The sequence below is a fragment of the Bifidobacterium pseudocatenulatum DSM 20438 = JCM 1200 = LMG 10505 genome (assembly GCF_001025215.1).
GTDB lineage: Bacteria > Actinomycetota > Actinomycetes > Actinomycetales > Bifidobacteriaceae > Bifidobacterium > Bifidobacterium pseudocatenulatum.
This window is the reverse complement of record NZ_AP012330.1, coordinates 991,935-1,005,856: the sequence shown is the minus strand read 5'-3', so window position 1 is coordinate 1,005,856 and position 13,922 is coordinate 991,935. Positions and strand designations below refer to the sequence as shown.

7 protein-coding genes are annotated in these 13,922 nt (G+C 57.9%); all 7 read right to left on the bottom strand.

Annotation, left to right across the window (positions count from 1 at the left end; translation table 11 throughout):
• Window positions 1-5: 5 nt before the first annotated feature.
• Entirely contained in the window at window positions 6-1,280 is a 1,275-nt protein-coding gene (locus tag BBPC_RS04130) for a cysteine desulfurase (RefSeq protein ID WP_004221732.1), read from the bottom strand.
• Window positions 1,277-2,056 carry a Fe-S cluster assembly ATPase SufC gene (gene sufC, locus BBPC_RS04125; protein ID WP_004221731.1) on the bottom strand — a complete coding sequence of 260 codons (780 nt, stop codon included), beginning with the start codon at window positions 2,054-2,056 and terminating at the stop codon, window positions 1,277-1,279. The genes BBPC_RS04130 and sufC overlap by 4 nt, the downstream gene beginning before the upstream one ends.
• An 18-nt stretch (window positions 2,057-2,074) precedes the next feature.
• Entirely contained in the window at window positions 2,075-3,298 is a 1,224-nt protein-coding gene (gene sufD, locus BBPC_RS04120) for a Fe-S cluster assembly protein SufD (protein ID WP_004221730.1), read from the bottom strand.
• 5 nt (window positions 3,299-3,303) lie between these two features.
• Window positions 3,304-4,758, bottom strand: a complete 1,455-nt coding sequence (sufB, locus tag BBPC_RS04115) for a Fe-S cluster assembly protein SufB (protein WP_117501912.1) — start codon at window positions 4,756-4,758, stop codon at window positions 3,304-3,306.
• Between the two features lie 222 nt (window positions 4,759-4,980).
• A complete protein-coding gene (locus BBPC_RS04110; protein ID WP_004221728.1) occupies window positions 4,981-6,663 on the bottom strand; it encodes a L,D-transpeptidase family protein in 1,683 nt (560 codons plus the stop codon).
• Between the two features lie 146 nt (window positions 6,664-6,809).
• Window positions 6,810-8,471, bottom strand: coding sequence for a CTP synthase (locus BBPC_RS04105; RefSeq protein ID WP_004221727.1), 1,662 nt, complete (start codon window positions 8,469-8,471; stop codon window positions 6,810-6,812).
• Window positions 8,472-8,603: 132 nt separating this feature from the next.
• Window positions 8,604-13,862, bottom strand: coding sequence for a type I pullulanase (gene pulA / locus BBPC_RS04100; protein ID WP_004221722.1), 5,259 nt, complete (start codon window positions 13,860-13,862; stop codon window positions 8,604-8,606).
• Window positions 13,863-13,922 lie beyond the last annotated feature (60 nt).

Sequence of the window (13,922 nt, the reverse complement as noted above, 5' to 3'; positions counted from 1 at the left end):
ATGCGTTACTCAACTCCAAAAAACGGACGGACCTTCTTCAACGCCTCAACCAATGCCTGCGCGTCTTCGACGGAATTGTAGATGCCACTGGATGCGCGGTTGGATGCGTACACGCCGAAGTGACGGTGGACCGGCTGCGCGCAATGATGTCCGACACGAATGGCGATGCCCTGCGCATCGATGAACTGGCCAACATCATGCGGATGCACGCCGTCGATTTCAAAAGCCACCGTGCCGATGCGCTGCTCGTTGGTCTGCGGTCCGAGAATGCGCACGCCGTCGATCTGCCCCATCTTGAGGAGTTCGCCTGCGATAACGCGCTCGTGGGCTTCGAGATTCTCCATGCCGATATTCATCAGCCATTCGGCCGCGACACCGGCCGCAACGACCTGCGCGACCGGCTGCGTGCCCGCCTCGAAACGCGCAGGAGGAGCCATGTATTGGGCTTCCTGATCCATCCAGGCAAGTTCCACCATGGATCCACCGAAATTCGCCGGTGGCAACGCCTCCAACATGTCGCGCTTGCCGTAGAGGAAGCCGACACCGGTCGGGCCGTACATCTTATGCGCGCTCCATGCCGCGAAGTCAACGTCCAAAGCGTGGAGGTCGATCTTCAGGTGCGGTACGGACTGGCATGCGTCGAGCACAACCACCGCGCCTACCTCGTGCGCACGTTTCACCATCGGCGCGATGTCGGTGATGGCACCGGTGGTGTTGCCCACATGGGTGACGGCCACGATCTTTGTGCGTTCGGTGATCACCTCGTCCGCAGTGTTGGAAAGGATGCGACCTTCACTGTCCAGATCGAACCATTTCAATGTCGCTCCGGTACGCACGGCAAGCTCCTGGAACGGCAATAGCACGGAGTGGTGTTCGGCCTTGGATACGACGATTTCGTCTCCCGGCTTCACAGCGAAACGTCGTGCCGCTTCTCCCCCACGTCCCAGCGATGCGTTGCCGAATGCGGTGGCTAGCAGATTCAGTCCTGCGGTGGCGCCGGAGGTGACAACGATCTCCTCTTCGCCTTCAGCGGAGTTGGCGCCGACAAGACGTGCGACTTTGGCACGTGCCTCTTCGAACGCCATGGTGCTGCGTGCGGCAAGCTCATGCGCTCCACGATGCACGCCGGCGTTGATGGTGCGGTAAAAATCGCTTTCGGCGTCGATCACGCATTGCGGCTTCTGAGAAGTCGCCGCGGAATCCAAATACACGAGCGGATGGCCGTGGATCTCCTGATCAAGGATCGGAAATTCCTTGCGAATCGCTGCAAAATCGGTCATGCCAGCGCGCTTTCGGAATCGGATCCTTCCGGCAGGTATGCGTCATAGCCGGATTCCTCGAGCTCATCGGCCAGTTCAGGGCCGCCGGTCTTGACGAAGTGACCGGCTGCGAACACATGCACGATGTCCGGCTTGATGTACTTGAGGATTCGCGTGTAGTGCGTGACCATGAGAATACCGAACTGGTTGGCTTCCTTGGCGCGGTTCACACCTTCGGAGACAATGCGCAACGCGTCAACGTCAAGGCCGGAGTCGGTTTCGTCGAGGATGGCGAACTTCGGCTTGAGCAGTTCGAGCTGCAGCACTTCGGCACGCTTCTTCTCGCCGCCGGAGAAACCCTCGTTCACGGAACGTGTGGCGAACTTCGGATCCATCTTCAGGCGCTTCATCGCCTCGGACAGTTCCTTGGTCCACGTGCGGATGGCCGGAGCCTTGCCGTCGACTTCGGTTTTTGCGGTGCGCAGGAAGTTGGTCATCGACACGCCCGGCACTTCGACCGGATACTGCATGGCTAGGAAGATGCCTGCCTTGGCTCGCTCGTCCGGGGTCATCTTGAGGATGTCTTCGCCGTCGAGCAGCACCTGTCCGGAATCGACCACGTACTTGGGGTGGCCCGCCAGCGTGTAGGCCAGCGTGGATTTGCCGGATCCGTTCGGCCCCATGATGGCATGGGTTTCACCGGAGTTGACGGTCAGGTTCACGCCTTTGAGGATCGGCTTGATGCCGTCCTTGGTTTCGACGTGCGCGTACAGATCTTTGATTTCAAGAGTTGACATGGTTTTCGCTCCTACGTTCTACTTCTCTTCCAACACCTGGGCGATCGCGTCGTTCTCGCCGCGTGCCAGGCGCTTGTCGATAACGTTCATGAGATGTTCGCTGATTGCGGGAATGCCGATTTCCTCGACGAGTTCGCCAAAAAAGCCTCGCACCACAAGTTTGCGGGCTTCGGTTTCCGGAATGCCGCGAGACTGCAGATAGAACAGCTCCTCATCGTCAAAGCGCCCGACGGAAGAGGCATGTCCGGCTCCGATGATGTTGCCGTTTTCGATTTCCAGATTCGGTTCGGAATCGGCGATCGCGCCCGGAGTAAGTACCAAATTGCGGTTGAGCTCATACGAGTCGGTACCCGGCGCGGTCGGAGCAATCAGCGCGTTGCCGACCCATGTGGAGTGCGCGCCCTTGCCGTCAAGAGCGCCTTTATATACCACACGACTCTTGCACTCGGGATGGTTGTGCACAATCATGGTGCGATGTTCGATATGCTCGCCCGGATCCACAAAGTAGATGCCAAGCATGTTGAGATCGCCTTGATCGCCGCCAAAATCCTGATCCATACGAATCCGAACGACATCGCCGCCAAGCGTGACCACGGAATGGCGCAGGGACGCACCCTCCCCCAAGTGGATACGCTGGTTGCCCACATGCTTGGAGCCCTTGTTCCACTCTTGAATGAACGTGGTGGACACATGGGAGTCCCTACCTGTGAGAATCTCCACACCTTCGGCGATACGTGCATCGCCGTCATGCTCTACCACAACGTCAGCGTGGGCGCGATCGGCGGCAATGATCACCAGGTGGAATGCGTCCAGATCCGTTCCGGCACCATGAATCTTAACGAGTATCGGCTGGCTGATTTCACCGTCGATACGCAGAATTCCGGCACGGGAGGCGGAGTTCCATTCCACTGCGGACACACGATCGCAGGGCTTGGAAACGATGCCCGTATCGGCGTCTCCCGGCTTGCCCTCGCTATAGGTCACGCCTTCAGTGAGAGCCGTGCCGTCGATCATAGTGACGGCAATCTGGGTTTCGTTCGACGGCGTGAACGCGTTGAAGAACTCTTCGACACGTTCCACAGGGGTATAACGCCAATCATCCTGCTTGCGGTCGGGCACTTCAAATGCGTCCACATCAAATGACCGCGGCGAGCGATCCGCCGAAGAGGGCATGGCTGCCGGATTCGCATACGGATCGTTCGGATCCGCAACGGGAATATTGATTTCCTGAGTTTGTGCCATGGTAATCAGCCCACCGATCCTTCCATCTGCAATTCCACCAGTCGGTTCAGTTCAAGCGCGTATTCCATCGGCAGCTCACGGCTGATAGGCTCCACGAAGCCTCGCACGATCATGCCCATGGCCTCCTCTTCGGAAAGACCGCGGCTCATCAGGTAGAACAGCTGGTCTTCGGAAACCTTGGAAACCGTAGCCTCATGTGCCATGGAAACGTCATCTTCGCGCACGTCCACATGCGGGTAGGTGTCGGAGCGGCTGAACTCATCGACAAGCAGTGCATCGCATACCGTCGAGTTGGACGATCCTTCGGCACCCTTGACGATTTTGACGAGACCACGGTATGCGGAACGTCCACCGCCGCGGGAAATCGACTTCGCCACAATGGTGGAGCTGGTATGCGGGGCAAGATGGATCATCTTCGCACCGGTATCCTGATACTGGCCCTTGCCTGCGAAGCCGAGCGACATGGTGCTGGCCTTCGCATACGGCTCGGCGAGAATGCAGGCCGGATACTTCATGGTTGCCTTGGAACCAATGTTGCCATCGACCCATTCCATGGTGCCGCCTTCACGCACGTAGGCACGCTGCGTCACCAGATTGTAAACGTTGTTCGACCAGTTCTGCACGGTGGTGTAGCGCACGCGGGCATGCGGCTCGACGAAAATCTCCACCACGCCGGAATGCAACGAATCGGTCGAGTAGATCGGTGCGGTGCAGCCTTCCACATAATGCACGTACGATCCCTCGTCGGCAATGATCAACGTGCGCTCGAACTGACCCATATTCGGCGTATTGATACGGAAGTATGCCTGCAACGGAATATCGACATGCACACCCTTCGGCACGTAGACGAACGATCCGCCCGACCATGCGGCGGTGTTCAATGCCGAGAATTTGTTATCGTTGCTCGGAATGCACTTGCCGAAATACTTCTTGACGATTTCCGGATACTTCTGCACCGCGGTGTCGGTGTCGACGAAAATCACGCCTTGGTCTTCAAGATCCTTCTGGATTGAGTTGTAGATGACCTCGGATTCGTACTGTGCCGCGATGCCGGAGACAAGACGGCTTTTTTCCGCTTCGGGAATACCGAGCTTGTCATACGTCGCACGGATCTCGTCAGGCAATTCCTCCCAAGTCGTGGCCTGCTTGTCGATCGGCTTGACGTAATACTTGAAATCGTCGGCGTCGAAATCCTTCAGATCGACACCCCATTGAGGCATCGGACGGTTGATGAAATCGCGATAGCCTTCCAATCGCTTTTCCAGCATCCATTCCGGCTCGTTCTTATCTGCGGAAATAGCGCGCACGACATTCTCGTCAATGCCTTTTTTTGCCGCTTCTCCGGCGAAATCCGTGTCATGCCATCCGTACGTATAGTCGCCGAACTGCTGGATGATCTCGTCATCCTGCTTGATCTTGTCTTCATTCACTCGCGTGCGATCAGCCACATACTGGCTCATCTCCACGTCAGCCGCGGCGTTGGGCGCTTGGTTCTCTGCCACCGTACGCTGCCTCCAATCACTCGTTTGTACCTATGACAACCTAACAGAACGTGGGGCTAAACACTAGCGCCCCTTTCGCTATTCGGCAATGATTTGTCGTGATTTATCTTACATAGCGTAAAGGCGGAAACCGAACATTCAGTCTTCCGCCTTTGCGTCTTTCTGCCGTTAGCCCGCATATCAGGCCTGAACGTGAACCGTCGTTCCCATCAGGCACCAATTGTAGAACCATTCAGCCTGATCCCAGCCGACGCCGACGCAACCATGGGACGTGTTCTTCCCCATAGCCTGAATACTGCTGTCGTTAAACGCACTTTGAGTGGCGATGCGATGAATCGCGCAACCTGTTTTCGAGAAATAGTTGACGAATCCAACATCCTTGACATCCCACTTCTCGGTGTTTCCATCCGATAGGGTAAGGGTGCCGCTCATATCTTGGGACTGGTACTTGAGCCACACTTTGAAGTCACCGTCAGGCGTGCAGTTGTCGTAGGAGTTCGGATCGCAGTAGGTTGGCGTGCACAAGTCGCCGCTCGGCTGGCACTGGCCCGTCTGATAATCATTGCCCTGACCGGCAGACATATGCATGACACGGACGGTCTGCCCATTTTCAATGGCTGTAACGGTATGCGAAGACAAGCTGACTACCACGGTACGCGTGGTTTTTTTCTCATTCTGTGGGTCGCAAGTGCCTTGAATACTTACTGAATCAGAACCCTTGGCAAACGCCTCAGCGGCATCACGGCCAACATTGGTGTCGCTACCATCAGTAACGGTTATACCATCATGCCCAGCTACATTGGTTTGCAGCACATCACCGACACTATTAACGATGACATCACCGTCAACTCGATCAGCATGGAAGTTCGATTTGATGGAATCGTTATAGTATTGCTGCAATTTGTCACCATCGATAATCAAAGAGCCATTTCGGGTTTGATTATCGCCGAGCTTCTCACTATCCGGTCCAAGCGTGATGGCCGATGCAATGGACTGCGCACCGAATTCCGCCACTTTATGGTCGCCGATCTTGATAGCCACCGGCTTCGCTATCCACGCGTCAGCAGAAGCCTTGGCCTCGTTGGCTTGGTCATCCGTGATGGCGGGATCAGTAACCTTATTTTTAAGAGTCACCATTTGAGCGGTCTGCTTGCCAAAGGACTCAAGCACGTTCTTGGCTTCTTTGACGATATCCGTCACATCGATACCAGTCCCCTGCTGACCTGGCGTCACATCGAAAGCGGTACCATCCGCGTTGAGCTGTAGCGACGGGTTGGTGGCGGACACGGACTGCACTCCCAACATGTCACCTACCGTCTGGGCGCTGACTCGAGAATCATCGAAAGACTCGACGTCGACATCCTCACGGGTCCAGAATGCATACTTCTGAAAGAAGGAATCGTCACGTTTCGCGTTCATCACATTTTCGGCGATGGATTCCGCGTCAATGGCGACGCCAAGATCCTTCAACGTGACTTTCTTGCTCGTTCCCTCATAGGAAACGGGAACCGTTAATGATTCCGCCGTATCGGAAATCTCTTGGATGATATGATCTCGGGATTGTCCTGTCATGGACTTGCCCCAGAGCGTGACACCTGGCAACGCATGTGACTGGAAGAACCAGTATCCGCCGCCGGCCACGGCACCGAGAAGAAGCATCACCGCAAGAACAATCCACAGCCACAACAGGTGGCGCTTCTTGCTGGCATTCACAGTCAACGCTGCACCATCATCAATGGAATCGGCCGTTTCGGCAAACGAATCCAAGCTCACCTGCGAGATGACTTTTGGTTCATCGCCCATGTTCGGGAAGGCGAACTTACCGTTGCCGCTTTCCGGAGAATCCATATCGTTCAAGCTCATGCTCCCTCGTAAAGGTTTTTCATTACGAATACGTCTTGTTGATAATTCAAGGCCAAGCCCTTATTATGCAACATGGCCATGAACTCCTTTGGACTCATGACCATGTTGCATATCGGGTTATCCGACGTTAATCACAATTCGTCGATTTAGCGCTCCTGCTGGTGGTCCAGAGCGGCCTTGACCAGACCTGCGAACAGCGGGTGCGGCTTGGTCGGGCGGGACTTGAACTCAGGATGAGCCTGAGTGGACACATAGAACGGGTGCACCTCGCGAGGAAGCTCGACGAACTCGGTGAGTTCGCCGTCCGGACTCTGGCCGGAAATGCGCAGACCCGCTTCACGCAGACGGTCCTTATATGCCACGTTCACTTCGTAACGGTGACGATGACGTTCAGTGACATGCGTGGTGCCGTACAGTTCCGCGACGATGGAACCTTCTTCAAGCTCAGCCGGATAGGAGCCAAGACGCATGGTGTGTCCCATGTCACCATTGCCGGCGACGATGTCTTTCTGCTCCTCCATGGTTGCGATGACTGGGGTCGCGCAATCGGGCTCGAACTCGGTGGAGTTCGCGTCCTCCAAGCCGAGGACGTGGCGGGCGTATTCGATGACCATGGACTGCAGGCCGAGGCACAGGCCGAGGGCCGGCAGCTTGTTCTCACGGGCGAACTTCAGGGCACCGATCTTGCCGTCGATGCCACGGATGCCGAAGCCTCCGGGAACGACGATGCCGTCGACCTGGTCGAGCGCGGCGGCCGCGCCCTCCTCGGTCTCGCACTTATCGGCGGCGACCCACTTGACGTTCACCTTGGCATAGTTGGCGAAACCACCGGCCTTGATGGCTTCAGTGACGGACAGGTAGGCATCCGGCAAATCGATGTACTTGCCGACGATGGCGATGTTCACCTCATGCTTCGGGTGGTGCACACGCTCCAGCAGGTCCTCCCACTCGTCCCAATCGACATCGTGGAACGGCAGGCCGAGCTCGCGCACGACATAGGCGTCGAGGCCTTCGTCGAACAGGGTCTTCGGCACGTCATAGATGCTCGGGGCGTCCACACAGTTGACCACGCCTTCGGAATCCACGTCGCACATCAGGGAGATCTTGTCCTTGATGGACTGGTTCAGCGGGCGGTCGGAACGAAGCACCAGCGCGTCCGGGGAGATGCCCAGCTGACGCAGCATCATGACGGAGTGCTGGGTCGGCTTGGTCTTGAGCTCATGGGCGGCGGCAATGTACGGTACCAAGGAGACGTGCACGAACATGCAGTTCTCGGCGCCCAGATCGCGGCGGACCTCACGCGCGGCCTCCAGGAACGGCTGGGATTCGATGTCGCCGACGGTGCCACCGATTTCGGTGATGATCACGTCGACGTCATCGGACGCCTGCGCACGCATGCGGGACTTGATTTCGTTGGTGATGTGCGGGATGACCTGCACGCATTGTCCAAGGTATTCGCCGGCGCGTTCCTTGCGCAGCACTTCCTGGTAGATCTGGCCGGTGGTGACGTTTGCCTTCTGGCTCAGGTACACGTCAAGGAAACGCTCATAGTGGCCGATGTCGAGATCGGTTTCGGCACCGTCTTCGGTGACATAGACTTCACCATGCTGGAATGGATTCATCGTGCCCGGATCCACGTTGATGTACGGATCGAGCTTCTGCTGCAAAACCTTGATGCCGCGGCTACGAAGCAGGCGGCCGAGGGAGGAGGCTGTCAGGCCTTTGCCGAGAGAGGAAACGACGCCACCGGTGACGAAAATATGCTTGGTAACGTGCTCTTGAGAATTGCCATGTTGTCTTCTAACCATGGAACTTCAGTCTATCAGCGGCATGAGACGCGGCGTGTTTCCTTCAATACAAAAAGGCGGGGCCATCATTGCCTTGATGGCCCCGCCTAGCAGGAATAGGAGATACATTCAGTCAATCATTGGCTTATGAGATCAGTCCTCCTTTCTGCGGGAGGCCGCGAACGCGAACACGGATGCGATGGCAAGAGCCACCGCGGCCAGTGCGAAACCGGTGATGGCGGAACCAGTATTCGGGCTTTGCACAGCATCGCTCTTCTTGTCGGAAGCTGGCTGGACCGCGGGTTTGCGCACGGTTACCGTGCGCGTGAAGGTGGCGGTCTTGCCCCTGCTGTTGGTCACCGAGTACACGAGCGTGTATTCGCCTTCCTTAGAGGTATCGACCGAACCTTCGACCGTGATCTTGTCGGTCAGATCGCCGTCAACCTCATCCCATGCGCTGACGCCGGACATCGGATCGAACTTTGATCCCAGAGTCACGCTGTCGGAAGCCACCAGACCCTTGATGACAGGCGCGCTGTCGGTATCGGGCTTGGTGCTGCTGTCGAGTTTCAGCACAGTGGCAGACAGTGCGCCCGCTTCGTACGAGGCCCCTTCGGCGAGATCGACATTGGCGATAGCATCATCGGAGTAGACCTTGCCGTCGGCTGCAAGCACTTGGTAGGAGCCGTTTGCCAAGCCTTCGATCGCGGTCTTGTCTGCGTTGGCGTTGAAGATCACCACGTAGGTGCCGTCGGACTGCTCGGCCTGGTAGGCCACGACGCCGTCAGCGGACTTGAGCATCGTCACGTTGGCGTTGATGTCGTTGTAGTCGGTCAGACGCAGCGCGTTGATCTGCTTGCGCAGCTTGATCAGGCCCTTGACGTAGTCGACGGAATCGGCGTACTGGGTGGTGCGGTCCCAATCGATGGCGTTCACCGCGTCGCCCGTGTTGTAGCTGTTGCCGTCTCCGCCCTTGGTGCGCAGGAACTCTTGGCCGAGCTGGATCGCGGGGATGCCTTCCGACAGATACACGACGGAGTCGGCAAGCTTGGCACGTGCCACGGTCGTGGCGTCGTCATCCGTCGGGACGGACTTCCTGAGCTTGTCGTACAGGGTCATGTTGTCGTGGATTTCGGCATAGTTGACCACCTGTCCGGCATCGGCGTAGTGATCCTGCGCGTTGCCGTTCCAGCAGGTCGTGGTCGCGTTCTCGTCGTACTGGCAGCCGAGCACGTTGTGGGCGATCAGGCTCTCCTGGTCGGCCTTGCCGGAAACGAAACCGGTGTCGGTGTCGGAGAACACGGATCCCTTCAAGCCGTCACGCACGGAATCGTTGAAGAACGCGATGCCGTTGTTCGTGCCGTCGGACGCGACTTGGTACGCGTTCGGCTGGATGGTCATCTCGCCCTCGTCCATGGTGGTGTTCATATCCCAGCCTTCGCCGAGGATGATGATGGACGGGTCGATCTCGTCGAGCGCTGCACGCACTTCCTTCATCGTTTCGGTGTCGATCAGACCCATGAGATCGAATCGGAAGCCGTCGACGTTGTAGTTCTTCGCCCAATACGTCACCGAATCGACGATGTACTTGCGCATCATCTTGCGCTCGGAGGCCGTATCGTTGCCGCAGCCGGAGTTGTTGACCAGGGAACCGTTGTCATCATAACGGAAGTAGTAGCCGGGAACGGTCTTGTTGAACGAGTGGTTGGCGGCATTGTAGACGTGGTTGTACACCACATCCATGATCACGCGAATGTCGTTCTCGTGCAGTCCCTTGACCATCTGCTTCATTTCGGTGACGCGAGAGGCGGGGTCGGATGGATCGGAGGAATACGAGCCTTCCGGCACGTTGTAGTTCTCCGGATCGTAGCCCCAGTTCTGCGCACCTTGCGCGTTGTAGCTCAGATCGCCGATCTCATCAACGGAACCGTAGTCGTACATCGGCATGATCTGCACGTGGCTGACGCCCAACTGCTTGAGATAGTCAAGACCGGAGGTGGCGCCGTTCGCCGTCTTCGTTCCGGATTCCACAACACCCAGATACTTGCCCCGCTTGTCGGCGGAGATTCCGGAATTCGGGTTGATGGAGAAGTCGCGGATGTTCATTTCGGCGATGGTGGCGTCAGTGGTCTTGCCGAATTCCGGCATGCGGTCGCCTGCGGAGCCCATGTCTTCGCTGGAGAGCACCACGGAACGTTCGCCGTTGGCGACCGCAGCGGTCGCGTACGGGTCGGCGGAGACGTTCACCGTGCCGTCCGCGAAGGTGAGCTTGTAGGAGTAGGCCGTGCCGCTAGCAAGGTTCTTCACCAGGGCGCTCCACACACCCTTGTCTTCAGAGGCCATGTCGACGGTCTTGTCGACTTCGGCATTCACATCGTCGGACTGGTAGGTGACAAGCTCAACCTTGGTGGCGGTTGGAGCCCACACCTTGAATCCGGTCTTCGCGCTCGTGTAAGTGGCGCCCAGATCGTCGCCGTCATAGGCGTACTTCTTGTCGAAGGCATCCGTACGCACCACCGAGCCCGCGATGGCGTCCTGCGAACCGAAGCCCTTGACTTCGACGGTGTACTTGCCTCGCATGTCAAGATCCTTGGCCGTGGTGATGATCACCTTGGTGCCGTCGGTCTTGATGTTCTTGACATCTACAGCCTTGCCGTCGGCGTCAGTGACGGAGACCTTGCCTTCAAGCTCATCCGAAGTGACCTTTTTGGACAGTCTTGCGGTCAGCTTGTTGACGTCGGAGATTTCAACAGACTTCATGGACGCTCCCAACGATGGACGTGAGGAATACACGGTGGCGTCGCCGCCCATCAGCCACACTTCGGCCGATGCGGTGCCGTCCGATTCGTTGAACACCAAGGCGTTTGACGGGATCTTGTAATCGGCGTCATCCGGATCCTTGGCCTTCCACGCATCCTTTCCGTAACGGCGCAGCATGCCGATGTCGGAGGCTCCGTCGACGTTGTAGTAGGTGTAGTTGGTGAAGGAGTATTCCGCGACCTCGCCCCAGTCATCGTGGGTGGTGAAGGTGGCGGCTCCGCCGTTCCAATTGGAAGCCCAGGTCCAGATGTCCCACTGGGGAACGGTGACCGAGGTGTCTTCGGCGTTGTAGTACAGGCCGTCATCACGGTTGTAGTGGACCTTCACGGTAACGGTGTTGGCCTTGCATTCGTAGTCGCTCGGAGCGGAGTCGAGGGTTTCGACGGTGGTCGATTCGCCTTGATCCTCATATTTGGTGCCGTCGATCCACACTTCGGCTGTGCCGTCGGCGTTCACCGTGGCGCTACGGTCGCCACCGTACTTGTTCCAGTCTGCGGTGGTGACGATGAAGCCGAACTTGTCAAACTTGCCGCCGAAGGTCAACGTAGCCACCTTGCCCCAGCAGTCAGCTCCGGTGAAGGGATGGTTGACTGCCGAGAGGCTCGAGCCGCCAGCGTCTGTGCCCCACACGTACACGCCGCGATTATCGGAATCGCTGGCTGGCTTGTAGTGCACGACGAGTCGGGTCTGGCCGTTGACGGATTCCGGATTACCCACGGTCGCGGCCTGATCGGCCACACCCACGTGCGTGATGCCCGCGTTGGCGTGGTAGTTGCCGCCGCCCTTCGGGTTCTCCCACTGGTCGGTGCCGGTATCGTGAAACACGAAGTCGATCTTCTTGCCCCTGGTGTCGATGGTGGCGCGATAGTACCCCTGCTCGTCGAGGGTCATGTCGGCTTCCGGCTGGTTCCAGTCATCGCCAAGACCGTAGTGGACCTTCGGGCTCTTCCAGCTGGAATCGGCGGGCTTGTAGTAGATGGTGACGCTTCTGTCGTCGGGCAGGGTCTCGTCCCCTTCCTGGTTCACGTCAGGATCGGACGGGTCGTTGGCCACGCTGGATGCCGGGTGGCTGTCCTTGGTGGCGCCTGCATACAGTGCGATGGCGGAATGCGCCGGTACCGTGGTCTCGACCTTGCCGTTCTTGACGCTTACAGTCTGGGAGCAGTCCATGGTGGCGTACACGTTGCAGTATTCGCCGTCGGCGAGCGATGTCGTGTAGGAGGCGTCCTTGTCGGTCTTGCCGTTGTTGATGGCGATGAAGCCCTTATCCCCGCGGGAGAAGGCGATGTTGTCGCCGCCGTCATCCTGCCAGTCGGCGACCTTGGTGCCGTTGACGTAGTTGCGGAAGGCGATCATGCCTCGGGTGGAGGTCCAGCGCTGCTCGCAGTTCCAGTCGGAGCTGTTGGTGGAACAGACCTCGTCCATATTCACGTCCGGAACGGATGTGGCGGTGGCTCCCGGTGCGCCGTTGTCGTTCTCATCCCACTTGTAGTCGGAAAGCAGACGCGGCGTGCCGTAGTCGTAGGCAAGCATGAATGCGTTGGCCAGCTGATACTTGGCACCGTCCTTGTAGGTCAGGGCGCCCTCGTTGCGCGCGGTGTCCCAGTTGGTGACGAACACGTTGGCGTCTTCGGAGGCGAGATCCTTGCTCAACCGCTCATTAAGTCCCTTGAGGTTTGCGATCTTGTCTTTGAAGGTCTGGTTCATTTCGGACTTGAAGCCGAATTCGGTCACCGTGCCGTTTTGCACGTAGTTGCTCGGCTGGATGCCCGCGGCTTCGGAGGAGTTCCCGATGACCTCCTGGATCCAGTAGATGCTGTCGGCATTCACGCCGATCTTCTTTGCGAACTTCTCCTTGATGGCCCTCATGCTGTCCGTGTGGATGTGCTTGACGGCATCCATACGGAAGCCGCGAACACCAGCATTCCACAGGGCGGCAAGATAGTCAGATTGAATATCCTGGACCTTTTCGCTCTCGGAGTCGAAGTCCCACATGGAGCTCAGGCGGCATTCCTGGACTTCCTGCTGGTTGGCGTAGTTGGAGATGTTCTTGGAGCAGCTGTGGAAGTCGGAGGCCGTGATGCCTTCCGGATACTGTTCGGTGGCAAATCCCGGGTAGTCGCCGGTCGAACCGTTGTATTCGGTTCCTGCGACGCCGGTCTGCTTGCCGTCGGCCACGTCGGCACCGGTGGTCTGGTTCAGCACAACGTAGGCGATGATGTCAACGCCGACGGCATTGCACTGCTTGATCATGTTTTTGAATTCGGCTTCCGTGCCGAGCTTGGAATCGAGCTTGTAGCTTACCGGCTGGTAGGACGTCCACCATTGCGTGCCTTGGATGGATTCCTGCGGCGGCGACACCTCGACGTATGCCACGCCTTCCGGACCGTATGTGCTCGTGCATTCCTTGGCGACCGTGTTCCATGTCTGCTGGAAGGCGATGACCTGCACGTCTTTCTTCGCATTCGTTTGCGCCTCGGGCTGAGCCTGAGCCATATGCGGTACCGCCACCAAGGTGGCGCACGCCATGGCGGCGGCGACGCCTATGGCCACCGCACGGCTAGCCGGCCGATTCATTCGCTGAACGACCATTGTTCTCCGTTCTCATCGTTGAGATCGAATTCCGGCCCCCATGGCAGGTTCCGCCCTTCG